This window comes from bacterium, assembly GCA_030697645.1.
In the GTDB taxonomy this organism is placed as follows: Bacteria; Patescibacteriota; Minisyncoccia; order Phycocordibacterales; family VMGT01; genus JAUYPI01.
Window position 1 is genome coordinate 43,348 of sequence record JAUYPI010000018.1, and the last position, 24,021, is coordinate 67,368.

At 51.9% G+C, this 24,021-nt stretch carries 25 protein-coding genes, 2 tRNA genes and 2 pseudogenes; 9 read left to right on the plus strand and 20 right to left on the minus strand.

Annotated features, from left to right (window positions below):
• Positions 1 to 516 precede the first annotated feature (516 nt).
• Positions 517 to 816, plus strand: a complete 300-nt coding sequence (locus tag Q8R39_04465) for a potassium channel family protein (protein MDP3735649.1) — start codon at positions 517 to 519, stop codon at positions 814 to 816.
• 906 nt (positions 817 to 1,722) lie between these two features.
• Here Q8R39_04465 and Q8R39_04470 read toward each other — a convergent pair.
• Positions 1,723 to 3,063, minus strand: coding sequence for a nucleotide sugar dehydrogenase (locus Q8R39_04470; GenBank protein MDP3735650.1), 1,341 nt, complete (start codon positions 3,061 to 3,063; stop codon positions 1,723 to 1,725).
• A 282-nt stretch (positions 3,064 to 3,345) separates the two neighbouring features.
• Between Q8R39_04470 and Q8R39_04475 the strand changes: the two genes are divergently transcribed.
• Positions 3,346 to 4,962 (plus strand): hypothetical protein, encoded by a 1,617-nt coding sequence (locus Q8R39_04475; GenBank protein ID MDP3735651.1) that lies wholly within the window; start codon positions 3,346 to 3,348, stop codon positions 4,960 to 4,962.
• A 236-nt stretch (positions 4,963 to 5,198) separates the two neighbouring features.
• Here the strand turns inward: Q8R39_04475 and Q8R39_04480 are convergent, their stop codons facing one another.
• The 4 genes from Q8R39_04480 to Q8R39_04495 all read right to left on the minus strand — a co-directional run bounded on the left by Q8R39_04480 (position 5,199) and on the right by Q8R39_04495 (position 10,095).
• Entirely contained in the window at positions 5,199 to 6,230 is a 1,032-nt protein-coding gene (locus tag Q8R39_04480; GenBank protein ID MDP3735652.1) for a HAMP domain-containing sensor histidine kinase, read from the minus strand.
• Positions 6,231 to 6,264: 34 nt separating this feature from the next.
• Positions 6,265 to 6,942, minus strand: coding sequence for a response regulator transcription factor (locus Q8R39_04485; GenBank protein ID MDP3735653.1), 678 nt, complete (start codon positions 6,940 to 6,942; stop codon positions 6,265 to 6,267).
• A gap of 151 nt (positions 6,943 to 7,093) precedes the next feature.
• Positions 7,094 to 8,725 (minus strand): polysaccharide deacetylase family protein, encoded by a 1,632-nt coding sequence (locus tag Q8R39_04490; GenBank protein MDP3735654.1) that lies wholly within the window; start codon positions 8,723 to 8,725, stop codon positions 7,094 to 7,096.
• Between the two features lie 56 nt (positions 8,726 to 8,781).
• Positions 8,782 to 10,095 carry a glycosyltransferase gene (locus tag Q8R39_04495; GenBank protein ID MDP3735655.1) on the minus strand — a complete coding sequence of 438 codons (1,314 nt, stop codon included), beginning with the start codon at positions 10,093 to 10,095 and terminating at the stop codon, positions 8,782 to 8,784.
• A gap of 92 nt (positions 10,096 to 10,187) precedes the next feature.
• Here Q8R39_04495 and Q8R39_04500 point away from each other — a divergent pair, with 92 nt between their 5' ends.
• From Q8R39_04500 to Q8R39_04510, 3 genes are all read left to right on the plus strand, one after another.
• Positions 10,188 to 10,697, plus strand: a complete 510-nt coding sequence (locus Q8R39_04500; protein ID MDP3735656.1) for a sigma-70 family RNA polymerase sigma factor — start codon at positions 10,188 to 10,190, stop codon at positions 10,695 to 10,697.
• A gap of 20 nt (positions 10,698 to 10,717) precedes the next feature.
• Positions 10,718 to 11,947 (plus strand): DUF5667 domain-containing protein, encoded by a 1,230-nt coding sequence (locus Q8R39_04505; protein ID MDP3735657.1) that lies wholly within the window; start codon positions 10,718 to 10,720, stop codon positions 11,945 to 11,947.
• Positions 11,948 to 12,190: 243 nt separating this feature from the next.
• Positions 12,191 to 12,967: a hypothetical protein gene (locus Q8R39_04510; GenBank protein MDP3735658.1), complete on the plus strand. Its 777-nt coding sequence runs from the start codon at positions 12,191 to 12,193 to the stop codon at positions 12,965 to 12,967.
• Between the two features lie 47 nt (positions 12,968 to 13,014).
• On the opposite strand, the gene Q8R39_04515 is transcribed toward Q8R39_04510, so the two are convergent.
• Positions 13,015 to 13,947 carry an ROK family protein gene (locus tag Q8R39_04515; protein MDP3735659.1) on the minus strand — a complete coding sequence of 311 codons (933 nt, stop codon included), beginning with the start codon at positions 13,945 to 13,947 and terminating at the stop codon, positions 13,015 to 13,017.
• Positions 13,948 to 14,150: 203 nt separating this feature from the next.
• Between Q8R39_04515 and Q8R39_04520 the strand changes: the two genes are divergently transcribed.
• Complete coding sequence (locus Q8R39_04520; protein MDP3735660.1) at positions 14,151 to 14,486, plus strand: hypothetical protein; 336 nt, start codon at positions 14,151 to 14,153, stop codon at positions 14,484 to 14,486.
• A 101-nt stretch (positions 14,487 to 14,587) separates the two neighbouring features.
• Here the strand turns inward: Q8R39_04520 and Q8R39_04525 are convergent.
• The 6 genes from Q8R39_04525 to Q8R39_04550 all read right to left on the minus strand — a co-directional run bounded on the left by Q8R39_04525 (position 14,588) and on the right by Q8R39_04550 (position 17,633).
• Positions 14,588 to 14,674 (minus strand) — tRNA-Leu (locus Q8R39_04525).
• Positions 14,639 to 15,343, minus strand: a complete 705-nt coding sequence (locus Q8R39_04530; GenBank protein ID MDP3735661.1) for a hypothetical protein — start codon at positions 15,341 to 15,343, stop codon at positions 14,639 to 14,641. The genes Q8R39_04525 and Q8R39_04530 overlap by 36 nt, the downstream gene beginning before the upstream one ends.
• A gap of 71 nt (positions 15,344 to 15,414) precedes the next feature.
• Positions 15,415 to 15,846, minus strand: coding sequence for a 50S ribosomal protein L19 (rplS, locus tag Q8R39_04535; GenBank protein ID MDP3735662.1), 432 nt, complete (start codon positions 15,844 to 15,846; stop codon positions 15,415 to 15,417).
• A gap of 41 nt (positions 15,847 to 15,887) precedes the next feature.
• The gene (locus tag Q8R39_04540; protein ID MDP3735663.1) at positions 15,888 to 16,658 is read right to left on the minus strand and encodes an RluA family pseudouridine synthase; all 771 of its coding nucleotides are present in this window, start codon (positions 16,656 to 16,658) and stop codon (positions 15,888 to 15,890) included.
• Positions 16,627 to 17,349 (minus strand): polyprenyl diphosphate synthase, encoded by a 723-nt coding sequence (gene uppS / locus Q8R39_04545; GenBank protein ID MDP3735664.1) that lies wholly within the window; start codon positions 17,347 to 17,349, stop codon positions 16,627 to 16,629. Before uppS ends, Q8R39_04540 begins: the two co-directional genes overlap by 32 nt.
• 5 nt (positions 17,350 to 17,354) lie before the next feature.
• A complete protein-coding gene (locus Q8R39_04550; protein MDP3735665.1) occupies positions 17,355 to 17,633 on the minus strand; it encodes an acylphosphatase in 279 nt (92 codons plus the stop codon).
• A gap of 94 nt (positions 17,634 to 17,727) precedes the next feature.
• On the opposite strand from Q8R39_04550, the gene Q8R39_04555 reads away from it, so the two are divergent.
• On the plus strand, positions 17,728 to 18,360 hold the full coding sequence (locus tag Q8R39_04555) for a hypothetical protein (GenBank protein MDP3735666.1): 633 nt from the start codon (positions 17,728 to 17,730) through the stop codon (positions 18,358 to 18,360).
• 101 nt (positions 18,361 to 18,461) lie between these two features.
• Here Q8R39_04555 and Q8R39_04560 read toward each other — a convergent pair whose 3' ends face one another.
• The 5 genes from Q8R39_04560 to Q8R39_04580 all read right to left on the minus strand — a co-directional run bounded on the left by Q8R39_04560 (position 18,462) and on the right by Q8R39_04580 (position 21,577).
• Positions 18,462 to 18,722: a type II toxin-antitoxin system YafQ family toxin gene (locus Q8R39_04560; protein MDP3735667.1), complete on the minus strand. Its 261-nt coding sequence runs from the start codon at positions 18,720 to 18,722 to the stop codon at positions 18,462 to 18,464.
• Positions 18,719 to 18,994: a hypothetical protein gene (locus Q8R39_04565; GenBank protein MDP3735668.1), complete on the minus strand. Its 276-nt coding sequence runs from the start codon at positions 18,992 to 18,994 to the stop codon at positions 18,719 to 18,721. The genes Q8R39_04560 and Q8R39_04565 overlap by 4 nt, the downstream gene beginning before the upstream one ends.
• Positions 18,995 to 19,052: 58 nt before the next feature.
• Complete coding sequence (locus Q8R39_04570) at positions 19,053 to 20,282, minus strand: MFS transporter (protein MDP3735669.1); 1,230 nt, start codon at positions 20,280 to 20,282, stop codon at positions 19,053 to 19,055.
• A 163-nt stretch (positions 20,283 to 20,445) separates the two neighbouring features.
• The gene (locus tag Q8R39_04575) at positions 20,446 to 20,817 is read right to left on the minus strand and encodes a hypothetical protein (GenBank protein MDP3735670.1); all 372 of its coding nucleotides are present in this window, start codon (positions 20,815 to 20,817) and stop codon (positions 20,446 to 20,448) included.
• On the minus strand, positions 20,798 to 21,577 hold the full coding sequence (locus tag Q8R39_04580) for a DUF4065 domain-containing protein (protein MDP3735671.1): 780 nt from the start codon (positions 21,575 to 21,577) through the stop codon (positions 20,798 to 20,800). Before Q8R39_04580 ends, Q8R39_04575 begins: the two co-directional genes overlap by 20 nt.
• Positions 21,578 to 21,831: 254 nt before the next feature.
• Here Q8R39_04580 and Q8R39_04585 point away from each other — a divergent pair, with 254 nt between their 5' ends.
• Complete coding sequence (locus tag Q8R39_04585; GenBank protein ID MDP3735672.1) at positions 21,832 to 22,038, plus strand: hypothetical protein; 207 nt, start codon at positions 21,832 to 21,834, stop codon at positions 22,036 to 22,038.
• Positions 22,039 to 22,112: 74 nt separating this feature from the next.
• Here the strand turns inward: Q8R39_04585 and Q8R39_04590 are convergent.
• From Q8R39_04590 to Q8R39_04600, 3 genes and pseudogenes are all read right to left on the minus strand, one after another.
• Positions 22,113 to 22,709, minus strand: a pseudogene (locus tag Q8R39_04590) (HNH endonuclease signature motif containing protein).
• Positions 22,669 to 23,106 (minus strand): annotated as a pseudogene (locus Q8R39_04595) (adenine-specific methyltransferase EcoRI family protein). Before Q8R39_04595 ends, Q8R39_04590 begins: the two co-directional pseudogenes overlap by 41 nt.
• 336 nt (positions 23,107 to 23,442) lie before the next feature.
• Positions 23,443 to 23,526 (minus strand) — tRNA-Ser (locus tag Q8R39_04600).
• Positions 23,527 to 23,564: 38 nt separating this feature from the next.
• Here Q8R39_04600 and Q8R39_04605 point away from each other — a divergent pair.
• Complete coding sequence (locus Q8R39_04605; GenBank protein MDP3735673.1) at positions 23,565 to 24,014, plus strand: RuvX/YqgF family protein; 450 nt, start codon at positions 23,565 to 23,567, stop codon at positions 24,012 to 24,014.
• The last annotated feature ends 7 nt before the right edge of the window (positions 24,015 to 24,021 follow it).

Genomic DNA, 24,021 nt, shown 5'->3' on the forward strand with positions numbered 1-24,021 from the left:
TAAGGAGGGAGCATATCTCCTCAAGATCGGTGGGAGTCTGTGCCTAAGCTGGAGTGTGCATTGTTCGATGGCGGCGCCTGGAGCTTCATACTCCCGATTGCAGTGGTGTTGGGATGTATTCTAGTATTGTTCCTCCATACTATGCGCCGCTCACGGCGCGGAGAAGCCATATCGTTAAGTGAGTGGCTACCAACTCCTCCAACGGGTCCAGATTCACAGTCGCCCACGACATGGCTAATCTATGGGCTGAGTGTCGTGAGTAGAGTCCTCCCGCTAGCAACGTTCTCGAAAGTATTTTCACTGCGCTGGCATATCGTTGTGCACGACGCGTATTTTGCGTTCTGGGTCGCGCTTGCATTGGCAACGCTACTATGGCCTCAGTATGTGGATTTACCGTTGCCGCTCTTCATACTTCGGATAGGCGAGCACCTCACCGTATTTCTATATGAACTGATATACATTAGCGGTTTGCCGGCAAATCTGCGCCGACAAGTCCGATTCTCAATCGTGTATCGTATGCTCTTTGAAGAGATCCAGATCTTTTTCACGGTGGTGATATACGCCGCCGCGATCTATCGCGCATATGCGCCGTATATCGGGCTCGAAACAAGTTCCTCCCCGGCATGGGACGCGCTCTACGTGAGCATCGTAACCATAAGTACGCTCGGGTTTGGTGACCACGTGCCTCGTGACTGTCTTCGGTTGGTTGTCATGGCTGAAGTCCTCGTGGGTATGTTCATCGTGATTATCGGCATCGCTCGCTTGGTCGGTAAGATTACCGGATATATGGGCAACCATGACCAGACGACAGCATAATGCCGGGCGTAACAGAAAGAGCAACCCCCTGATTTTTTGAAATCAGGGGGTTGAATATTGTGAGAGCAGGACTGCCGTTTTATTTCCTGTCGAGCAGGCGGCGTATTAATCCCTTTACGTAGGCGATACAGGCGCGACGTCTTTTCATTCTTGCTAATTTCCTCCTCTGCTCTTCGGCCATTCCTTCGTCAATTTCTGCCTGCGATACAAAGATTCCCCCGCGTATACAAATCACCCGTGCTTCTCGCATACTTCGTTCTCCGGCAGTAGAATTATTCACGACTCCCATGTCTTTTCCTTATGTAGAAAGCAAACGAATGTGTAGTGACGTACCCCTCTAATCTTATAAAATTTTACTATGTATATCTTAATAAGTCAAAAATTGCGCTCGTAGGTTCCACAAGCAAGCGAAATATCTGGCATATGAATATATCCCATTTCCCCCTCAAAAATAGTTCTAACGTCCTGCACGGTGCTCCACTCGACTCGCCCCTCCTCACGGAGGGGCGCGCTCGTAACGCTCGTAAAAAAACGAGGCGTTAAAAACAGCATACGTAAGTTACCCTGTCTTTTTGATGAACTTCGTTTTGTTTCTATGGTGCTAAACCCATCACGCACTTCGCACGGAAATCAAGCCCGTAAACAACCCTGTGCTCTTCGCACAGGGTTGTTTATATACGTTTGATTTGTAGAAGCGCGGCTTACTCGATTGCCCCCGTCTCCACACGCCACCCCGCACACCGTCACTGCCGTGGCGGTGTTTGTATGATGAGCAGATACGGAGGGAATCGAGTGCGCGCTCGAGAACAACTATAGCGCTCCCTACCATGCAGTTCGTATAATGGTGCGTAATTCATAGTTAGTGTGTTACATTTTATTTTCTTGATATCTTGATAGATGTGGGGGTTATATACCGATGCCGCGATAGACGATTCCTGCCGTAAGAAATTTCTCCTTATCTAAACAATTGCGCCCATCCACGACTGCCCTGACGCCGTGCGTCGTAAAAAAATCGGGAGATAGGTCCACGAACTGCTGGTGCGCTGTCGCAACAACGACCGCCGTTGCTCCTGAAACCGCCTCGTCGATAGTCTCGGCAGTGGATTGTTTTGGAACAAACGGATCAAAGACACGCACGGAAAGTCCGGCTCGCTCCAAACGCTCAATAATCTTATACGACGGACTCTCACGATCGTCCTCGATATTCGGCTTATATGCGACACCCAGCACCGCGGCGGAGGCGCTGGCGAATGGTATTGAGAGATCCTTTAGCGCGCGGAGTAAGAGGTCTGCGGTATAGGCAGGCATGCGATTGTTGATCTTCCGCGCCAGGGAAAGAAAGTCATGGTGGAAACCATTCTCCTCGGCATAGCGGATCAGGTAATACGGATCAACCGGAATGCAATGCCCGCCCACGCCGCAGCCGGGGTAATGCGCCAGAAACGAAAACGGCTTTGTCGAGGCGCCACGTATCACGTTCTCCACGTTAATCCCAAGACGCGCGAAGGAGAGCGCAAGCTCGTTTGCAAATGCGATATTCACGTCGCGAAACGAATTCTCGACGACTTTGACCGCCTCCGCTTCTCGAACGGAGTTCATCTCGAGAATCGCGGCATCAATGACCGACCGATAAAACGCGGACGCCCTCTCGAGACTCTCCGGTCCAATGCCGCCCACCACCCGCGGAATGTTCCCGACATGCCACAGGGAATCCCCCGGGTTAATCCGCTCCGGCGCATGGGCAACAAAAAAGTCACGTTCGACGGCAAGCCCGGAGTTCTTCTCGAGGAGCGGAACAACAATACTCTCTGTAACATTGGGGTTTACGGTCGACTCAAGTATGACGAGCTGCCCTGCCCGGAGGTACCGACCGACATCCCGACAGGCCGCTTTGAGCGGGCTTAAGTTCGGCGCATGATTCTTATAGACTGGCGTTGGCACGCATACCGCGATGATATCAGCGTCGGCCACGGCGAGAAAATCCGTCGAGAATGTAAGCGACGGATTCGCGCCATTCTTCCTCTCGAGGCGGTGTGCAAGTGCGCTCACTTTTTCCTCGTCTATGTCTATGCCGGTTACAGAATACCCTCTGCGGTACGCCTGCTCCGCAAGCGGCAGGCCGACATAGCCAACGCCCACGACCGCAAGGGTCTTCCAAGCCGTACTCTGCTCCTCTCGGTTCTTCTCCGGCTCATCAGCACCCCATTCACGCCGCTCGGTTTTTTGCGCTTCTTTATGTGTACTCATAACATAATCGCGAATAATCGCGAAAAACAAACAAACTAATAATTAAAAGACCAACGATTCAACGATTCTGAATACACTGTATCGCAGAGTCGGTGAACGAAGCATGAACGTACGCATCAGACATCCTGCGCTTTGAGATACGCGATATGCCTAAAGATATGTCAACTGATTTAAAAATCCCGACGCCGTGGGCCGGTTTCCATTCATGAAAAATTTTATGAACAGACACGCACAAAAATGCTTTGAAATAAAAATGAATTCCAATACACTTCTCTGCATCCTATGCATACAAACCCGAATAAAAAAAATAACGGTCGCGCGCTTTCAAATATGCTCCTGGCGACGATTCTCTTTTCGCTCGGGCTCTTTGGTATAATGACCCTCGGCACTCGCGGGAGAGTACGCGCCGCGCCGAGTGAGCCGTTTCGGTACACATTTTCAACAGACGGAAACCTGCGAGAATCCGCAACAAAAGAAGGGAGTTCGAGCCCGTACTGGTGGCTCGCATCGGGCGGCTATCTCGGCATACAAGGAGGTGTCGGGAAGAGCGTGCATGGCGCGCTCGACGTCGCTGATCCCGTCCGCGTACTTACTGCAAAGAAAAATGCATACGCGACCGACAACGGCTTTCATCCCCAAAATGTATTCCGGCTGCTTACAAAAAATACGTCATGGGACAATGTCCATGTTGACGCCCTCGTTACTCTCGATAGCACCAATCTGTTCAACCCCGACAACGCTCACCCGTGGAACGGCGCGCACCTTATTGCCCGCTACACTGACGAAAATAATTACTACGCCGCGGGAATTCGTTTTGACGGCACTGCGGCCATAAAGAAAAAATCGGGCGGTATCTATACCACACTCGCCCAAGCGCCGGTATTTAGTGGTTTGTATGACCCGCTCAAATCCCACAATCTCCTGCCACACCACGAACCCATTCGCCTCCGCATGAGCGTCTTAAATGAACCGGGTGGAAATGTTCGCATCGCCCTCGAAAAAAACCCGACGAGCTCGGGGGTATGGACGTCGCTTGTCGAGACACTCGATACCGGAGCGCTCGGTGGCGCAATCCTCCCCGCAAGCGGCAGCGTCGGTCTATTCTCAGACTTCCTCGACATCACACTTGACGATATCGTCATTGAAAGCATCCCTGCGGAACCCGCCGTCCCGTATTATGGCCTCTCTCCGGAACGGCTCGTTCAAGAAGAGGGCTCTATGGCGGAGACCAGCGATGCGGCATGGTGGGTAAGCTCCGGCGGCTACTTCTCCATTCTCGGAGAAACCGGAGCTACGGTGCGCGGAGAGCTTGCAGATAACGACTACTGGCGGAAAGTATATGCTCTGGACAATCCGATAGACACCGACGATGGGTACCGGCCGCAGAATGTCTTCCGGCTTGTTACCAAAAAGCAAGCAAAAAACGTGAGCCAGCAGGCGTACTTTACGATCGAACGATATAATACGAGCGAGAGCCCGAACCGCCAAGCTCATAATGGTATCCTTTTCTTCAGCCGCTACGTTGACGCAAATAATCTCTACTATACCGGCATTCGGGTTGACGGGTATGTTGTTATTAAGAAAAAAATAAAAGGAACGTACTACACGCTCGCGACGAAAAAAATCTTTGACGGAACATATAATCGTACGACGAGCCCCATCCTCCTCCCCACTCTTGTCTGGATCGGCGTGCGCTCTGTAGTGGCGACGATGCCAGACGGCACCATTCTGATCTCGGTCGATGTGGATAAAAACAACAGCGGCTCTTGGGAGCGTGTTCTCAGCGCTCTTGACGATGGAACCAGCTTCGGGCCAACAATCGACCAGACAGGATACGCGGGTATGCGCACCGACTTTATGGATGTCGTGTTCAAAAAATACGCATTCGACTCACTCTAGCCATGCCAGTGAGACCGAAAGACAAACACCCCCGCCTATAGCGGGGGTGTTTGTCTTTCATGCTATACGCAAAAGAACTAAACAGAACTTTCAAGAATTCTCTCAACACTTTCACCACCGATGCAACCCATACAATGCAGACGACTCCTTCGCATTCACGCCTTCATATCAATCCTCTTCCGTCGTTCTGTTTTTTAGAATACCACAACAATCGTGAACAATTCGTGAACATGTATCTATTTACGTAAAAAGTCGATCGATATCTCGTCTTGATAGTGCGCAGCAGGGGCTGTATCGTGTGCGCGCGGATCATAATTGCCACACGGGAGCAGCACATACACGATCGTGCCTTTTCCCTGACTGCTTTTTATGCTGATGCGGCCATTATGGAGACGAATCAACTCGCTCACTATCGCAAGCCCGAGTCCGCTCCCGCCTTGTTTTCTGCCGCGCGATGGATCGCCTCGATAAAAAGGTTCGAAAATATGAAACAGGTCCTTTTTTGCGATGCCCCTGCCGGTGTCCGCGACGACCAGTTCAATATGACCCTTATAATCGGGCCGAATCGTGAGGGTAATAACGCCGCCCTCTGGCGTATGCGTGACGGCGTTTTTCAGAAGATTCATCACCACCTGTTCCATCGCCACCGCGTTCGCCCATATACTGCAAAAATCGCTTCGTTTGATAACGATGTCGATGTTTTGGCTGCGAATCATCTGGGTCAATTTGTTAATCGTACGATCCACTATCACCCCCAGGTCGATGTCCACGAACTCGATACGTCCGGGCCGAAGGAGCCGGTTGAACGTGAGCAGGTTGTTAATGATTTCAGAGATGCGGTCGAGCTCTTCTATATTGCTTTGCAGCTGTTTTGTCGTTTCTGCATCGAATTTTTCTCCCTCAAGCAGGAGGACTTCGGTATTTGCCTTCACTATGGCAAGCGGCGTGCGTAATTCGTGGGCGATATCGGAAATAAATCGTTTTTGTGCCTCAATCGTTTTACGAGTCGGTATCAGTATGAGACGCGTCAGGAAGTATCCGAACACGGCGGTAAGCGAGAGCATCACCGCATAAAAAATGAGGTAGTTATGGCCGTATATCTTACGAAGGGATTCGTCGATGGATATTTTCGGCGGTGTGCCGGTTTTTATAAGCGACGAGAGGCCGGTGGTTATGGTTTCCGTTATCCGCGCGTTGAACCTATATAACATCGCCGTGAAGACGATCACCATGGTGATGGTAAACACTACCATCAACACGACCACCATGATGGTCGTGTTGGCGAATGTGCCTCGCGGGATTTTATTCCTTAAAACGGTAGCCAGTTCCCCTGACCGTTTCAATAATTTCCGCAGTGTCTCCTTTGTTCGCAAGCTTCTTGCGGAGTTTTTTAACATACACGTCGACTACATTGCTAAAGCCATCGAAATAAAAATCCCAGACGTTCGTTATGATCTCTTCCCGATTCAGCGCTCGGCCGGGATTGCGCATCAGGTATTCAAGCAGCGCAAACTCCCGAAGCGTCAGAGCGAGCAGCACGTCCTCTTTTTTTGCAACCCGTGCCGCGGGGTCGAGCTCGATACCGTGTGCGCTTAATTTAGTCGGCAGCGTTTTCTGCGGCCGCCGCATAAGCGCCTGAATACGCGCACAGAGCTCGGCGAATGAAAACGGTTTCAGGACATAGTCATCTGCACCTGCGTTCAGAGCTTCAACCTTCTTGTCAATCTCGTGGCGGGCGGTGAGCACCAAAAACGGCATCAACACTCCCGCCTCTCTCGCCTCGCGACATATGGCTATACCGTCAAGCGAGGGGAGCATCAAGTCAACTATCGCCAGGTCATACTCATTGCGGTAGAGCAAGATACGACGGAGGGCTTTATGTCCGTCATCTAATATATCTACCGCATAGCCCATCTTCGTAAGTCCTTTTTCGAGGCTCTGGGCGAGCTTCTCTTCGTCTTCAATGAGTAGTATTCGCATACGAGAATATATACTGGTTAAAGCGAGTAGGTAGGTATTCTGCGCTGCTCACGCGTCGTCTCAGAAATCGTCTCTACAGTTCAGTATACTACTCGTACATGAATTTTTCATGAACGGGCGTCCACCGATGCGAGAGACGGGTTTTCGAGCGCTATTCGTCGATCGGCGTCGCACGAGGGGTTGTCGCTCTAATTGGGGTTACCGAGACGGAATCAACCACAAGCTCGCTTTTGTCTACCTCAGGGTCCCAGATCTTTATACCGATGCCACCTTGAGACAGCTCGGGCTCGAGAAATTCGCTTGCCACGAGCACCTCGTCGTTCATGCTACAGGAGACGACTCTGCCTTCCACACGAATACCGACGCTAAAGGTGCCCTCCGGGATCAAAAACGAAGGACGCCGCTCGCCCTTTATGACACGCCGCTCCCCCTCAAGCGTCTCTTCGACGTGCGCAAACCCATTGCCGAAATTGCAAGCGGCATTGTTGTCTTTGTCCTTAAAACGCGCCCAGAGGAGCACTCCGGTGCGGGGCTCTGATGCGACGAGTGCCCTGAATTCATAATCACCCCAATGACCGGTTCCATCAAGCAAAGCGGCGCTGCCGGTTTCCCCGGGGGAATTCACCATTTTCAATACTCCGTTTTCGAGGGCGTGCTCACCCCACATCGAGAACCAGTCAAGAGTATTCGTTTCGAATATATCGCGATACGGCAAGTCTTTTCCGTACCCGCTCTCGAGTACCGCGAGCAGGTCTTTTCCGTCCCAGAGAGAAGATACCTCGATGCGCTTTACCATAAACGACTCATGGTGCGGATCAGGATAATTCTGCGAGAGCCCTTCGCCCCTAAAAGTCTGGTAGAACACGGTATCATAGACAGCGTGCGCTCTGTCGCGTAAAACGACTGACGGTTCAAGGCCTGAATCCAACTGCCCGAAATCTCCAAAGGGGAATGCAAACGTGTGCACCGGCAGGCCATAAACTGCCTCAAGTCTCTCCCGCGAGACTCTGAGATCCTCGCCGATGCGCGCGCGGTACTCCTCGAGAGTCTCCGTGCGGTCCTCCTCGGCGAGCCAGAGCGGGTGCGCGAGGTACGAGCCGGTATTCCCCTCTCTGTCTATAGCGACTGAGGCGTCGTGTCCGTCCTGGCCATGAGAGCCGATCTCCCACCTGCCGCTCGCGAGCATCGAGGCAATTTCGCCTTCTGAGAGATAATAACTGCTGCCTTCTCTGGTTGAATACTTGGGAAGTATGAAGTTGACCGCTCTAAACCCGAGAATCTGGAGCACAGGATCGACGGGGTAAAAGCTCTCTTTTGGACCGTCGTCGAAGGTGAGGAGAAATGAGCGCGCCGGAAGTCGCTTGGTGCCGTCAAGGAAGGCCGCTGCGTCTCTAAGCGTCACCGTGTGCCACCCGGCACGCTTCAGTATAAACATCTGCTCCGCAAACAGCGCTCGCGTCACCTTGTGCCCGTTTGGCTCACGTGTCAGGGCGTGGTATATCAGGACCGGAAGAGCCTCGGTGGGCGGGGATTCATGTCTGTAGCGCACCGCGCTGATACCGGCAATGGCAGCCGCGAGCGACGTACCCCCGCCGAGCGCCCACCGGCTCGAGTAGTTCGCCAGGAAAACATACCGCTCACCGATGCGCTTGAGCGCGTAGGTAAACGGCATACTGCCAAACCGGGCTTCTTTAACCGCGAGGGTACCCGCGACACACCCCATCAGCATGATTATGATGGCGGCGAGCACACATATTTTTCTTAAAGAGATGTCGGCGTGCATGAAGATAAAGAACGTGAATTACGAAACTGCCCTTTCGTCATTAGAAAAAAGGGGATTTACCGCGTTCCCCACCGGGAGTCATTCAGGGTGAAGATGGCCCACGGCAGCTGCCATATCAGCACGACCGTATTGATCCAAAAATATAAAACCGCCATAATCCATGCCCGCGGCCCTGCTTTCAGCCGATAATACGCGCCGTGGAGAAGCAACATGCAAAAAAGACCGAACAGGTAGGCGATCGGCAGTGCCCTCGTCGAGAGCGGCAGCCAGAGAACCGCTCGAAAGAAGACAATCGGCGAGACAAAAGCAAGAAAGACGTAACAGTAGAACGAGAGCGCGGCAATCGGATTTTTTCTCCACACGAACGAGCTGGCGATGAACGTTTCCCGCACCCATGATTTTTTCCAGCGCTGCTGCTGCCGCAGGTACTTCTTAAACGTATCGGGAACAACGGTGTGCGCCTTTGCCTCCGGAGAATAAACGGCTTTCCAACGCCGAATCACGAAGTTGGTCAGACTGCGGTCATCGCCAAACGTGCACTCGGTGCCTAAAAATTTTTGGTGCAGCCATTCCTCAATCACCGGCATGATATAGGCCCTCCGGTATGCGCTGCAGCAGCCGGGGCAACAGGTAACCATCCCGAAGACTGATTCCGCGGCCTTGTATACCGCGAAAGAAATATAATAACGGACGGACTGCATTTGCGTCAGGAGATTCGTCTCCCGATTATAGACATCCGTGTGCCCCGACACGGCTCCCACAGCGCGATTCGAAAAATATTTCACGAGGTGTTTGACGCAGTCCGGTTCAATGAAGCTGTCGGAGTCGATAAAGATGACGATCTCATTCAACGCGCGTTTGACGCCTTCGGCCATCCCGTGCCGTTTGCCACGATTTTTTTTCCAATCAATAACCTCAACGCGCTTGATGAACGGCTCGATCAGGCGCTCGACTTCGAGCATTTTTTCGAGCGTCCCGTCCGTCGAGCCGTCATTGATCGCGATCACTTCGATCTTCTCGTGCGGATAATTCACCTCCGCAAACCGCCATATCGTCTGCGCAATATTGTCTTCTTCGTTCTTTGCAGGTACGACAAAAGTAACGGACGGTTCATAATTCTTGTCGTACGGCAGAGAACGCTGAAAGTATGCAAGCAAAAACCGAGAGAGAATATAGACGGTGATAAGGATGCTATAGGTCCCAAAAAGTATATTGTCGGTAATCGAAGACGCGGTCAGGGCCTTGAGCAGCAAGATGACATATATGGTAAAAAAGAAAAGAAACCAAGCGCCGAGGTCGCCAAAAACCCCCCGGACAGAGCCAGGATAGCGAAATACATGCCGCTGCTGTGGGAGGGCGTTTCGAGGCATGTGCCTCACCCTAGCAACAGGAGCATTAAAAAAAGATGAATGAATCTTCCCCCAGGAAATGTAAGATTTCATGGGGCACGCCGACAACTAGTATGAATCAGGATATCGAGGAACAATTTTTGAAAGCACACGACGCATACGCCGATGCGCTCTTTCGCCATTGCTATTTCCGCGTCTACGACCGGGAGCTCGCGAAGGATTTGACCCAGGAGACATTCTGCAGAACGTGGACGTATCTTGCCGAAGGCAAAGAGATCGGCAACATCCGCGCCTTTCTCTACCGCGTCCTCCACCACGTCATTGTCGATGAAATAAGACGGAAAAAGTCGATCTCGCTCGATCGGCTTATAGAAAAGGGATTCTCGCCGCAGGACGAATCCTTTTTAGAGGGCGAGGATCAGCGCCGTGTCGTCACCGAGCTTCTGCAGAAATTAAGCCGCCTTGATGAACCGTATCGAGATGCGGTCCGCATGCGATTTGTTGACGAGCTGTCTCCCAAAGAAATAGCCTCGATTCTCGGCGTATCGGAAAACGTCGTATCGGTACGTATACACCGGGGGACGAAAAAACTGCGGCACTTACTACACGCAGAACAAGCATGATCCTTTCCTATCTCACTCGTATGGACAACGATCTACAAAACATTTTTAATACAGCACAGCACGTACGCCTCTCATCTGTGGAAAAAGCAGAGATGCGGGCGGGCTTGGTGTTGTTCACGGAAAAACACCCGGTAAGAAACATCGCGGTCGCCCGACAACTCATGAGAGAAAGGTCGAAACCCGATATTCTCGCGTTTGCGGAAATGTCGGCATTACAATCATTGCTAAGCAGATTACAACCTATGTTTATAGCTTTACTTATTGCACTCCTCGTAGGAGGAGGCACGTCGTTTGCGGCGGGGAGCGCCCTTCCCGGCGATGTCTTGTACCCGGTCAAGATCGGCGTCAATGAAGAGGTCGGCAGTTTCCTCGCGTTTTCCGACGAAGCGCAAGCCCGCTTCGATGCGAGAAGGGCGGAGAATAGGCTCGAGGAGGCGGAAAAGCTCGCCGCCAAAGGACGATTAGATGCCGAGGCAAGTGCTCAAATAGAATCTCGCTTCGAGAGTCACACCAAAGCATTCGAAGAGGGTGTCGCGGCGGTAGCGGCAAAGAAAAATAGTCCATCATCGTTTGAAATGCATTCAAACTTTGAAGCGTCGCTCGGTGCTCACGAACAAGTTCTGGCTCGGCTCGCCCTCGAGCGCTCAGAGGCTCGTCTCGTGCTGGAACCTCTCTTGATTAGCGTACGTACGCGGCTCGAAGCAACAGAGAGAGCGAGGGTCAGCGCCGAGACGGATGTCAGAGCACAAGCGAACGGCGAGTTCAAAACCGCGGCAGAAGGTAAGATGCGCGCTGCAGAAAACAAAATCCGCGAAGTTCGCAGCTTTCTCGAGAGAAAGAAAGCGTCCATCAGCGCAGGCGCATACGCAGCGGCCGAAGCACGGCTCGGTGTTGCAGCAGACGTCATTGCCCGAGGAAAAGCAGAAATGGAGGCCGAAACATACGGCAGTGCATTTGCGAGCTTGCAGGAGGCAATCCGTATTGCCCAGGAGGTACAGGTGCTCACGGCAGTGGAAGATCGCATCGACATTGAAATCGAGGTGCCGGGGATCGATCTAAAAATAAAAACCGGCGACGCCTTAGAGGATGAGGCACGAGTGGAAGGAGCGGGAGAAGCCGAAGAGGGTGCCACACAAGGAACATCGTCAAGGGCTTTCATTGAGCTGGAATCGGAAACAAAACTGGAATCGGAAACTGATTCTAAAAAAATTGAAGGAGAAGGTAAGATAAAAATCGATGTTGGGTTGTAACCATCTCCGCTGTTGCGCTACCTTGCTGCACCACGAAGCTATGCGTTGGATTTCCAAAGAGCTCGAAGCGAAACATTCCCCCATCTCCACCACCAAGCGCACACCGCACATCACGAACCGCGCAGCAAGCTGCGCGGTTCGTGATGTGCGGACGGTTCCGAGAAACTTTTCGTCCGCACTCTTTGTTTTCTTAAATGTCGCGACACAAAAACAGTTCTCCTATACTGCATGGAGGTTTGAGAGGTGATTCTAGTCTGCTCTGATTCAGACGGCGTTCTCAAAGATGGCAAGAAGCCGGTGCCACTAGAAATCATTCGAGCAATCGACACTGCCCGCGCGCGGCTCGATATCATGTTCGTCAGAATCACCGGCGCCCCCGTTGCCCACCTCTCTGACGGCCTCAAAGCTGATCGCGCTTTTGGCGAAGCCGGTGGCGTGGAACTATTGCCCGATGGTGCTGTCGCCGTAGCACGCTATGCCGAGAGGGCAGTCAGAGCTCTACGCACGCTAAAACAGGGTCTCGACGTCAGAGCCGAAGATGGAATCGTCGGCAGTCCATACGGCACGTTTGGCCTTGAGGGCGTACGGCATACATCCCTGACACTTTTTTTTGGAGAGCATGCGCTCTACCCCGGCCAGTCCACAACAGCAGAGCCTGAGCACGTCGCAGCATGGATTCAAAATCACATTAGAAGGCTGGACTTGCCGCTCTATATGAGAGCTGGCAGAAGTGGCACGTACACGTATCTTGATATCGGCCACCCGCAGGTCATGAAAAAAGAACGTGTGGTCAGGGTGATTTTGAGAAGCACATCCCATGAACGAGCCTATTATCTGGGCGACTCGGGGAATGATGCGGGTGCCATGCGTTTGAGAGGGATAATTCCGGTAACGTTTGCAAACGGTACCGCTGACATCCAAAGAATCGTCAAGAAAAGAAAGGGGTTAAAAATAGAAAAGCCTGGTCCGTACGGCGGTGTCGAAGAATTCTTTGCCCGCCTCAGTACAGGAGGTCTATAGCTCATAGTGTGGGGAGGTACTCGTACCTCCCCATTACCTTTGGTTGGTTATTGCCTCCCCCGCGCAAACACTGCTGCTGCGGCGCCTAAAAGCCCGGCATCGTCGCCAAGCGGCGTTCGTTGAATCTTTGGCAACGCAAGGTAGCGATCTGCATATTTCTTTATCCCCGCAAGAATAGTGGGGTTCTGGAGTGCCACCGACCCTCCGAGCGTGATTATTTCGGGATCGTACGCAACGATACAATTAGAGATTGCGCGTCCGTTAATCCTATGCAGCTCTTCGAGAAAACGGCGTGAAAGACTCTCGCCCGCGCGAGCTCTCTCGAACAAATCCTTGGAGTCGGTCGGCTCAAAGTCAGTTCTACATCCATTGGCTTTCGTCCACGCTTCGAAAAATCTCGGGATGTTCCGTCCGGACGCATAGCCCTCCCAATGCCCGGCTCCCGTGCCGCAGGTACAGGGAAGATTAAGAGCGGTGTCAATGACCATGTGGCCCACTTCAGCCGCGTTGCCGCTTCTCCCGAGCACAAGTCTCCCATCAACGAGCGCCCCAGCGCCAATGCCGGTTGAGATTGTTATATACAGAATGTTCTTGCGCCGTCGGCCTGCACCAAACCGCTGCTCCCCCAAAACCGCAGCATTACAGTCGTTCAATAATACAACGGGCAGGTTGAATCTTTTTGAGAGCGGGGCCACCAGTGGCACAAAAGCAAATGGAATGTTGGGCGAGGAGAGCGGGCCTCCGCGCCTGTAATCGAGGGGGCCCATTGAAGATACACCGACGCCGAGAATGGGGATGCGTCTGTGCTTCGACGCGACTGACTCGAGCATCGCCGCAATTTTTTGAGGAATAACACCAGGTGTTTTTCCGTGCCGCGGCGTGTTAACTTTTAGTCTCTCAATAATCCGCCCGTCGGAGCATATAAGCCCGACCCGAACGTTCGTTGCCCCGAGATCAACCGCAAACGCATACGTTTTCATGGCACTGATTGCAACGACATTCAGTCCTTAGAAGATACAAACTGTCCTGGGCCGCACGGGCGTCTCTCTCTGGCCGAGCGGAGATGATTTATCGGGGGGACATAGTGAGGGGCATTTTGTGCCTTCCACAAAATGGTTATCCCCAGCTCATCGCTGCTATCTTACAGGTTACCATGTGATAAATTTAAGTCACCAGTGATGCTATGCCCAAAGGTAAACCAATTTCAGGTGGAGGTGGTGGTATGCCTGCCGACGATGCATACATGACGAAACGTGGCTGGGACAAGGGTCTCAGGCGTGATATTGCAGCGCTTCCGCGTCGAGATCGTGCACGCATTGAAGCCATGAAAGACGCAGGACAATTGCTCGATTCGGACTATGCACGAGGCGGCGTATTCGGTCCAATAAAACGTGATGTTATCACCGGAAAAGAAGCAAAAACATTTATAGAGGGTATAGAGAAAAATCGCGCAACGTTGGGGTTGTCAGGGCGGTCAGTCGACGCTCTTAAAAATGCTTTTAAAAAACGAATGAGGTAGTGGAGAAGTAAGCGTTTTCTGCTCGCGTGGGGCTCGATAAAGCGCAAAGTTAATTACAGCACCAAACAAAACCGTCCTGTCTGAAGCAGGACGGTTTTGTTTGGTGCCCAGGAGAGGATTTGAACCTCCACGGGATTGCTCCCATACGCCCCTCAAGCGTACGCGTAAACCAGTTCCGCCACCTGGGCATTTTTATTGTGGGTCTCATTTATGGAAAATATTTTTTGCGCTTTGACGAATTTTCTTTCTAGACAAGGAAGGCCTGTCGCATAGTACATGCGTTCAAAAAGAGCGAGGGATTCTCTTTTGGCGTATCGCAGTTGTAACACGCGCGAACCCTGACCTATTCGACCCCGTACGCCCACTAACCTCCGCGAGGTTTGTTGCAACCACTCTAAAAATGGGCGGCTTGCCGACACAAACGAAAGATAAAACACGTAGCTGCTATGCCAACGTGGATCCCAATATGCATAGATGCTGCCGTCCCCATCAAAACATCCACGCAAAAAATCAAAAAAGAACTGGTCTGGAACCGCGAGCGCGCCGATGGTCTTGGATTTATTGGGGGTTAACCCAATGCCCTGCAACCAATGATAAAAACTAACATCTCCGAATTGAACCTTGTAATACTCCTTTTGATCCCCGCGACCACTATAACCCGTTCCTATTTTAATCCTTTGCAGCCCAAGAATATTTTTGAACGTTTCAAGCTGGTCCTTGTCTTTTGATACAAGAATTATATGTCGACCGCTTTTTGACAGGCTGCCGTCTGTTGCGATCAGGCCAACAGCGTAGGCCATTTTTTCTGACCACTCAATCGAAGACGGATCGCGAGGTTTTGGCCCTCTCTTTCCCATCACTCTAGTATACCCTGTATACCAATTAGTAGACAACCCAACAGCAAAGAAAGGGAAGCAGTGCGGACCCGTTACCCGGCAACAACATTACTACCCTCCTGTTGGTCGCTCACCTCGACCGGCTTCGGTGTATCGTCCTCCGTCGTCCGGTATTCGAGCCTGCTGCGGCGGAGCTGGCGGCGCGCTTCTCTCGCCGCTCTCTCGCGGATGTAGCCAAGCTTCGCGCGGCGCACCTTCGCGCGCTTCACAATCTCGATTTTGGCGATGACCGGCGAGTGGAGGGGAAAAATGCGCTCGACGCCGACGCCGCTTGCGACGCGCCGCACTGTAAATGTCGCGCCGATCTCACTCCCATGCCGCACGCCGAGCACGAGCCCCTCGAAGAGCTGCACCCGCGTCTTGCCCTTTTCTTGTATTTTCTGCGAGACGCGCACCGTGTCCCCGGGCCGAATGCCGAGCTTAGCGCGCGCTGCCCTATTCACCGGCGTAAAAACAATTGCCATTAGACAAGACGATACCATGACGTCTCGCGGGGCGCAATGCACTATGACGCCCGCATGCCGTCGAGTAGTACGAGCGCCCGCTCGAAATCCTCCGGCAGTGGCGCCTCGAGTGTGAGACGCACGAGAGAGGGCATAACGAGCGAGAGTTGCCGTGCATGGAGCGCAAGGCGCGTGAAGCCGAGCGCGCAGGCTCGGGCGGATGCGTACCGACGGTCACACACAACGGGGTGCCCAATTGCCTTGAAATGAACACGGATCTGATGCGTCCGGCCAGTCTTCGGCCGCACCTCGAGAAAAGAAAAGCCCCCCGCAGTCTCAAGCACGCGATACTCGGTCAGTGCGTCGCGAAGTTTCCCGCGCGCCCCTCGCTCCGCAGAAAACTTTCTAAAATCGTTCCGACTCCGGCCGATTGAAGCCGTAATCGTGCCAGAATGCTCGTGCGGCACACCATAAAGAAACGCATTATATGTCTTACTCACCTCGCGCGCTTGAAATGCGTGTTTCAAATACGCAAACATCTCCTGTGTTTTTGCGATAAGCACTACACCAGAGGTCTCCCGATCAAGTCGGTGCACGATCCCCGGGCGCGCGAGCACGCTTCCGTCGGCGAGCCGCATCGGCTCGCCGACCCCCTCGATCGCCGGATAATGCTCCGTGGCCCAGTCGGCAACCGTGCCGCCTGCTTCCTTATCGCTCGCATGTATCAAAACACCTGCTGGTTTATTGATACCTATGAGCACGTCATCTTCGTATATAACAGTAATTGTTCCCGCCATGTAGTTATCTGCCATGACGCCTCGTGCGCTCGGCATACTGTTTAATCAGAGAAAAAAATTCCTTTTTTGAAAAAGCGGGCCAGTAAGTATCGGTGAAAAAAAGTTCGCTATACACCGACTGCCACGGCAAAAAGCCCGAGAGCCGATATTCCCCACTCGTACGAATAATCATATCTGGATCGGGAAAATCCTTCGTCCATAATTTCTTCGTAAACAGCGTTTCATCGAGATGTATAGTTTCTGTTGGGGAAAGAGAGCGAATCGCCGAAATAATTTCCGCTCGTCCACCATACGAGAGTGCCACACCAAGCGTCAGACCGGAAAATATCTTTGTTTTTTCTTCAACACGTTTCATCCCCGCCACCACATCAGGCGAAAAACGTTCTCGCTCACCGATAAAAATAACACGTGTTTTTTGTGTTGTTGCTGCCGTGAGCAAATCATTCATCATCGTGCGGAAAAGATCCATCAAATAACTGACTTCGTCTTGGGCACGATTCCAATTTTCCGTCGAAAACGCATAGACAATAACATGTGAAATGCCGATTTCCCGGGCCCATTCGATAAGCTTTTTGAGTTTCGCATATCCTCGTCTATGCCCTTCGAATGTTGGCAGGCCCCGCGCACGAGCAAAGCGGCGGTTGCCGTCCATAATGATTCCGACGCAGCAGGGCACTGTTGTTGCTTTCTCGGGAATAGCACCGTCTTGTTTTTTTCTCCAAAGCATCGTACTTAGTACACTATTCGGAAATCAGAATAGTTTCCCTGCGGCTCGTTCCATGCGACAGCGACATGCTCGACAGACGAAAGTAGAGGACCTTTTTTGAGGATCTCGATGAATGCTCGCAAGTCCTCTTCTCTTCCCTCCGCCTCCACTCGTACGGAACCATCCGGCATATTTTGCACCGTCCCGACAAGGTGAAGCCGCCGAGCATTGCGTTTCGCAAAGTCGCGGTACATCACCATCTGCACACGGCCGGTAATGCGACACAAAATTTCTTTCTGTTTCATACGTTGGCATTGCGCTCGGCGCTACAAGCATGCTATAAAAACGTGAGTTGTAAGCTCTACTCGAATCGAAGGCACCTCAGAAAAGGGAATACCCATGCTCAAAAAAGTAGACCATGTGACCTATGCCGTGCTACCGGAGCGTATGCGTTTCTGGCTATGGTACCATATTGAAGTAGAAGGGGGGCGGCTCGTAACTAAGCTCGACGATGTAACTCCCGACGCACCGAGCAGTATGACGCTCTGCTGTATCGACTACGATGACGAATTCGGAATCGCGCTCGTCTCGGGTATTGACCGGGTGAAACGCTCGCAGGTGAGCGTCTTCGTTGAGCGACACGGAGATCACGCCGTCCAGCACGTGGCGTATGGCGTCGAAAACCTCGACGACTTTGTCAATCGGCTCTGCTCGCTCGGTGGACGGATGCGCGGTGAAATGATCACGCGCCATGACGGTTTCGGCCTGGTGAAGCAAGGCTTTGGGAAAGGATACGCGGCGTCCGGAGACCCGGCGGCAGACTCGTTCCCGGAGTACCTCGAGCGTCCTCCTCGTGCGCGGCGCAAGAAAGCCCGCATGCGGCCGCATATTACTTTTTCAGTAACCGCAGGGCGCGGATTCTACGAACAACTTGAACGCGCTCGCGCTACGGCTGACGCCGAGCCGCTCATCGACGAGTCCTCAATGCCATCCGATTGGACGATACCGGAGCCGCAAACAAAAACGCCGTAAGCGATGCACGTAGCGTCTATGGCACCATCGCCCCGCCCGAGAGAGCGGGGCGTCTTCTGTGGGATTCTCGCGTTTACCACAGAAGACTGTGGTGGGCACGCTTATCCATACAATCGATCATGCGGGCCGATTTCGACAAAAACGACCGTGTCGCGATCGAGCTGTTTAAAAATGACTCGTAGGTCCCCGCCGACATTAAAGCCCCGGTACCCATCATATTTCCCGGCGAGCGGATGATTGTTGAGCAACGGATGGAATTGATCCGCCAAAAAAAGATCGCGTCGCTCCTTGAATTTTCTTTTCTCGGCAAGACGGAGCAGCCGATACCTCTTCTCAAAACGCCTATGGAGAATAATAATCATAGCGCGTCGAGGTAGGCGTCCATTTTCGCGGCACTCGTAAACGCGGGCGAAAAATTTTTCTTCCTGCGAATATCACGATCAACGTCCACCAACAGCCGCTCGAGCTCCGGCGACATGCGGGGGATAGTGGCGGCATACAGCGCTCGGCTCCGAATAAATTGGCGGAGCTGCGCATTCATCACCGCGGAGAGGGAGAGACCGAGCTCTCCCGCGATCTGCTGCGCGTTTTCTTTCACTTCCCGATCTGCCTTAATGTGAATGATTGTTTTCATAACCTGAAGTATATACGACGGTTACAGATGAGTCAAGCAGGCCTCTCGTACCTATCTCTCACACCACAATTTCTTCCCCTTTGTAGTGCCGCAGCGTCGGGAGCGCGCGGGCGACGAGGAGTGTCGCGACGAGCGTCCCTATGCCGCCCGCGACGACCGAGAACGGTGCCGACGTCGCCGCGGCGAGAAGCCCGGCCTCGGCATCCCCGAGCTTCGGTCCCCCTGCTGCAAACAGAAGATTGATGCCGACCATCCGGCCCCGGAGGCGCCCGGGCGTCAGTGTGTGTCGAATCGTATTGCGCAGGATAACGCTCACCATGTCGCCTGCCCCCGCGAGCGCGAGCAGCGCGAGCGAGAGATAAAAGGAACGTGAGAGCCCGAACCCGATCGTTGCAATGCCGTAGACGCTGACCGCTACAAGTATAATCCGCCCCTGATGTTCTATGTGTTTCAGGCCGGACAGCGCAAGTCCCGCAAGAATGGCGCCTGCGGACGTCGCCGCGTAGAGGATCCCAAGCCCCCGGGCGTCCACCGCGAGAATGTCCAGCGCGAAAATAGGCAGGAGCGACGTTGCGGATCCGAAAAACGTGGCAAAAAAATCGAGGAGGGTTGTCGAGAAAATAATCTTTGAGTTTTTGACGAATCGCACCCCTTCCACAAACGAGTGCACGCTAAATGACGCCCGTGCCTCGGCGTGGTGTGGGCGAATGTTGAGCGGGATAATGGTGAGTATCATCGCGACGAGCGCAACGCTGTTAAAGAAATAAATACTCTGCACGCCGTAGAGCGCGATGAGAAAGCCGGCGATCGCGGGGCCGACGATAACCGCTGCCTGCCGCGCGAGCGTGTTTAAGCTGACCGCGTTAAGAAGGTGCGTCTTGGGGATCAAATCTGGGATGATGGATTGCCGCACCGGCCCAAAGAAAGCCATCGCAGCAAAATTGCATGCCACCAGCGCAAAGAGCAGCGCCGGAGAAACTGCGCTAGACGCTGTTGTGAGAGCGAGGGTGAGAGCAACGAGGGCCAGGAAGACCTGGGTGGCAACCAAGAGTTTCTTTCTGTTCACGGTGTCCGCCGCGATCCCACCGACGCTCGAAAGCAGAAGAATCGGCAGAAAACTCACGACACCGATGAGCCCGAGCATCACGGCGGAGCGGGTCATCTCATACATCTGCCAGCTGATCGCAATAGCCTGCATCTGGGAACCCATCTGCGAGACAAAAAAGCCGGCGAGAAAGAGCCGGTATTCCCTGATGGAGAGTGACGAAAAAGGGGAAAGTTTTTTCATAAAAAATAAGGTAACGAACGGAGGAGGTGGCATTGAACCTCGTCGCTCCGCTCCTCGCTCAGAACCCACGGTTCTAAACAGCTCCCCCCAGCCCTCTCTAGCGGGAAGGGCTGGGTCGCTGCTCTCCTGCACGGGGAACTCCCGTCTTCGGCGGGGCTCCCTTCTACATAGTAGCCCTATATGCCTTTATCCTATCCTTATCTTCGTTTTCCGATTCACCCTTGAAATAAATCTCAATAAACTCGACCTTCAGTGTTTGGACATGGAAAGCGTAGATGATCCTGATCCCACTTTTCACTCCACGTCCCTTCAATGCCTTACAAGCAAATTTTTTGAGTTTGCAAATTAGAACCTCGTCAGTACAGAATTGCGGCATCGGGAAGATTGCCTGCTTATTGATCTTTTGGGTGTGGTAAAGCTCAGTGGCGAACGCCTTGGCAACCTCAATATCTTCGTTGAGGGAGTGAAATTTCTTGAGAAGTCTCTTGAGATCACGCTCAAATTCTTCCGTGGAGCTATAAGTCAGTTTCGTCATAGATCCGTACGGAAGTTTCCGGAGTTCGATAAAAGACAGATTCGTATTTTATGATTTGCCCCTCTTCGGTCCCAAGCCAGGGCACATCTTTATGAGAGTAGTCGCTCAATTCAGTCGCGGTTTTATCGGAAAGTCGAGAAAGCACTTCGTCTATATGTTTGATTTCTTGGGCATTTAGGACGGAAATATCAGCATCTCTTCGCGGAAGATACTTGGTTTGCTCGTGTTGAAAATACTTGCTCTTGACCGTCTCTAGTTCGCCTTTCTTCTCCATTGACTCAACGATCTTCTTAAACTCAACTGGAGTCGGTCCGAAATGATTCCGTGTGTATGTTGCTCCAATGAGCTGTTCTTCAAACTTTTCGTAAAAATCAAAGTCAATAAAGTAGAGTAGCTTATACAGCACCGTCATACCGACATTTGGTTTACTGCCGACTTTCTTAAGTATATAAAGCAAAACCTCCTTGAACTTTTTAACATGACGTTGGGGCACATCAATACGCATCTCCTGTTTCGGGGAGCTGTGGGCTTTTTCACTTAAAGAAACTTTGACGTCCGGAGCTACCTTGCCTGCAATCAGATCTGAAAATGAAATATTAAAAATTTGGGCGATCTTGTTCGCCTGGGAGAGAGTGAGTTCTTTTGCCCCCTTCTCAATTTCTATATAACTCGCACGAGAAACACCGATTTTATCAGCCACAAAAGCCTGCGAAAGCCCCTGCTTATTACGCAGTTCTAGTAGAAAATAGTGCTTAATCATGGTTTGAGTATAGCAAACGGGAATAAGTTGTCAAGTATTCCGACAATCTAACTGTTGATAATCTTGACAACGAAAATGCGAGGAGTAAAATAGCAAAAGAGTGGCACTGTTGCGGCAGTAACCACTCGATCATTCGGAAAGGCTTTTTAGCCCTTTGGGGCCTTCCGGCCTATCTCTGCACAATGCGATCCAACAATTTCATTCTAACAGACCTAGACTCATTAACAAACAAGGGTTATAAACTTCTTCACAAAATGCCCTATTACACTCGTAATACTGGCAAACCGTGGAAGGCACAAGACGTTTCCCAACTCAGGCAACTGATTCATCAAAATGCCCCGACGCGGGTAGCCGGATTCAAACTTGGGAGAACTGATGATGCAGTCAGGGCCGAGGCAAGCAAAATAGGCCTCAGTCTCAAACCGGCAAATCAGTCCCCGTACACTCGCCGTAAGTCGTAGGTAATAAAAGAGGAGCAGAGCCGCAACCTGCTCCTCTTTTATTTCCCAGATTTAGTTCGATTATCTTGTTTGCATTACCGATTTCCTTTTGCCCGGTTGTGTGTTTTGCACAACATCTGGCAATTTTCGACGATAGTTTTACCGCCTTCATGCCAAGGAGTAATGTGATCTGCTTCCATTTCTGAAATATCGTACTTCTTCTTACAAAATGGGCAAATACCATTTTGCCGCTCGTATGCTTCGCGCTTCATCTTGTCGGTAAAAGCACGGATTGAAAGATAGTTCTCTCGTCTTGTCAGAACATACGGATAAATACCGGATTTTTTGGTAACATCCTCGTCTTGCATTAACTCTTTAATTTCGGTTTCCAGTTTAGCGGCGTTTAGTTTCTTATCTTTGTATTGGTTGTGTAGTTCTCCCCAATTTACATGCGCCATTTCATGTCGATAATTTGGAAAAGTTTTTCGCACCCACGCAATCACATCTTGGAAGTATTGCCACAACTCATCAGCATTTCTGTCGTGCTGATGTTTGGCCATATAATCTTCTATTTTGCCGTCATTTATCCATGAAAGCGTGGTTTCTAAGTATTCTTGCCGGATTGGTGAGCCGCTAACTAATTGTCCGCCGTCATTCGCTAACAGATACGCCGCACAGTTTGATTTGCTGAATTTTAAAGATTTCTTTGTAAGTAATCGCGTTTTGATTACCCATAATTAAGAACTTTTTCTTGTGCTTTACTAGTTGAGCAACATATTCACGGAATAAAGAAAATGGAGGGTTGGTTATGACTATATCGGATTGCTTGAGTGATTCGATGCATTCGTCGCTCCGAAAGTCACCACTACCACGCAGAGGGGTTGCGGTGTTCTTGTCGTGTTTGAGCAAATACTTAACGTCATCAAGATTTATCGCTCCATCCTTGTCGATATCCGGCACTTTTGTAATTTCAATTTTGAAAGGTTGTTTGCCTTTTGATCCAGCCACTTCAAATAACGGTAATTGCCCTCCAACAATCGGTGAACCGCTGTAGCTTGTAGTGATGAGCTTTTTCAGCCCGAGAGCGTTGAAATTAGATGCAAAGTATTTGAAAAAGTTGCTCTCATGTGGATCATCGCAATTACAATATTATTTCAAGAGCTCGTCGCTTGTTACTCCCAACGCTTGGGCGATTTTTTCAATGGTGGCAAGCGTGGGATTGCCTTTGCCTGCCTCAATATTGCTCATTTTTTCAATTTTGGCGGAGGAGGTGGGATAGAACCGTTTGGAAACCCACGGTTTTCCAACGTTCGCTCACTCCGTTCGCTCACTGCCTTCCTCCACGGGGAACTCCCGTTCCCCGACCCCCTCCCGTTCGAATCCCACCTCCTCTCGCAAAATATATTCGCTGCGCTCGGTATTTTGCGGTGGAGGTGGTATTCGAACCCACGAGGCCTTGCGGCCGGCTGTTTTCAAAACAGCTGGAATAAACCACTATCCGACTCCTCCAGTGTGTATGGAATGTGTGATAGTATAGCATGGAGCGCATGAGATTTTTAGGCATTGACTATGGCACGAAACACGTTGGGATCGCGATTTCCGATGAGCGGGGAGCGGTTGCGTTTCCGAAGGCGGTGCTTGTGAACATTCCCGGCGTCGTTGATGAGATCGCAGCTCTGGCGCAGGCGGAGGGAGTTCAGGGCGTCGTGGTCGGAGAATCGCGTCGCGCGGATGGGGGAGAGAATGCGCTTCAGCGCGAGATAGTTCGATTTAAACACACGCTCGAGAGCGCGCTGCCGGGCGTGTCTGTTTCTCTACAGCACGAGGGGATGAGTACGCAGAGCGCGCGGGTGGCGCCTAAGGCGCGGCGTGGCGTTCTCTCGCGAGAGCGCCGCGCTCCGGCGGCCGCGGCGCGTCGGCGTGAGCCCGCTGATGCTCGTGCCGCGGCAGTGATTTTACAGCGGTTTCTTGATCGACAGTCTCACACTAAAAGCTAGAAGCTAA

Excerpts from the sequence above, each read along its gene's own strand:
- Q8R39_04540 (MDP3735663.1), bottom strand. The coding sequence starts at position 16,658 with ATGCCGAGCGCACGAGGCGTCATGGCAGATAACTACATGGCGGGAACA.
- Q8R39_04475 (MDP3735651.1), top strand. The coding sequence starts at position 3,346 with ATGCATACAAACCCGAATAAAAAAAATAACGGTCGCGCGCTTTCAAAT.
- Q8R39_04490 (MDP3735654.1), bottom strand. The coding sequence starts at position 8,725 with ATGCACGCCGACATCTCTTTAAGAAAAATATGTGTGCTCGCCGCCATC.
- Q8R39_04575 (MDP3735670.1), bottom strand. The coding sequence starts at position 20,817 with ATGACGAAACTGACTTATAGCTCCACGGAAGAATTTGAGCGTGATCTC.
- Q8R39_04465 (MDP3735649.1), top strand. The coding sequence starts at position 517 with ATGCTCTTTGAAGAGATCCAGATCTTTTTCACGGTGGTGATATACGCC.
- Q8R39_04555 (MDP3735666.1), top strand. The coding sequence starts at position 17,728 with ATGCTCAAAAAAGTAGACCATGTGACCTATGCCGTGCTACCGGAGCGT.
- Q8R39_04470 (MDP3735650.1), bottom strand. The coding sequence starts at position 3,063 with ATGAGTACACATAAAGAAGCGCAAAAAACCGAGCGGCGTGAATGGGGT.
- Q8R39_04495 (MDP3735655.1), bottom strand. The coding sequence starts at position 10,095 with ATGCCTCGAAACGCCCTCCCACAGCAGCGGCATGTATTTCGCTATCCT.
- rplS (MDP3735662.1), bottom strand. The coding sequence starts at position 15,846 with ATGGCAATTGTTTTTACGCCGGTGAATAGGGCAGCGCGCGCTAAGCTC.
- Q8R39_04605 (MDP3735673.1), top strand. The coding sequence starts at position 23,565 with ATGAGATTTTTAGGCATTGACTATGGCACGAAACACGTTGGGATCGCG.
- uppS (MDP3735664.1), bottom strand. The coding sequence starts at position 17,349 with ATGCTTTGGAGAAAAAAACAAGACGGTGCTATTCCCGAGAAAGCAACA.
- Q8R39_04520 (MDP3735660.1), top strand. The coding sequence starts at position 14,151 with ATGCCCAAAGGTAAACCAATTTCAGGTGGAGGTGGTGGTATGCCTGCC.
- Q8R39_04565 (MDP3735668.1), bottom strand. The coding sequence starts at position 18,994 with ATGAAAACAATCATTCACATTAAGGCAGATCGGGAAGTGAAAGAAAAC.
- Q8R39_04480 (MDP3735652.1), bottom strand. The coding sequence starts at position 6,230 with ATGGTGGTCGTGTTGATGGTAGTGTTTACCATCACCATGGTGATCGTC.
- Q8R39_04580 (MDP3735671.1), bottom strand. The coding sequence starts at position 21,577 with ATGATTAAGCACTATTTTCTACTAGAACTGCGTAATAAGCAGGGGCTT.
- Q8R39_04515 (MDP3735659.1), bottom strand. The coding sequence starts at position 13,947 with ATGAAAACGTATGCGTTTGCGGTTGATCTCGGGGCAACGAACGTTCGG.
- Q8R39_04550 (MDP3735665.1), bottom strand. The coding sequence starts at position 17,633 with ATGAAACAGAAAGAAATTTTGTGTCGCATTACCGGCCGTGTGCAGATG.
- Q8R39_04505 (MDP3735657.1), top strand. The coding sequence starts at position 10,718 with ATGGACAACGATCTACAAAACATTTTTAATACAGCACAGCACGTACGC.
- Q8R39_04500 (MDP3735656.1), top strand. The coding sequence starts at position 10,188 with ATGAATCAGGATATCGAGGAACAATTTTTGAAAGCACACGACGCATAC.
- Q8R39_04485 (MDP3735653.1), bottom strand. The coding sequence starts at position 6,942 with ATGCGAATACTACTCATTGAAGACGAAGAGAAGCTCGCCCAGAGCCTC.
- Q8R39_04560 (MDP3735667.1), bottom strand. The coding sequence starts at position 18,722 with ATGATTATTATTCTCCATAGGCGTTTTGAGAAGAGGTATCGGCTGCTC.
- Q8R39_04530 (MDP3735661.1), bottom strand. The coding sequence starts at position 15,343 with ATGGGAAAGAGAGGGCCAAAACCTCGCGATCCGTCTTCGATTGAGTGG.
- Q8R39_04585 (MDP3735672.1), top strand. The coding sequence starts at position 21,832 with ATGCCCTATTACACTCGTAATACTGGCAAACCGTGGAAGGCACAAGAC.
- Q8R39_04570 (MDP3735669.1), bottom strand. The coding sequence starts at position 20,282 with ATGAAAAAACTTTCCCCTTTTTCGTCACTCTCCATCAGGGAATACCGG.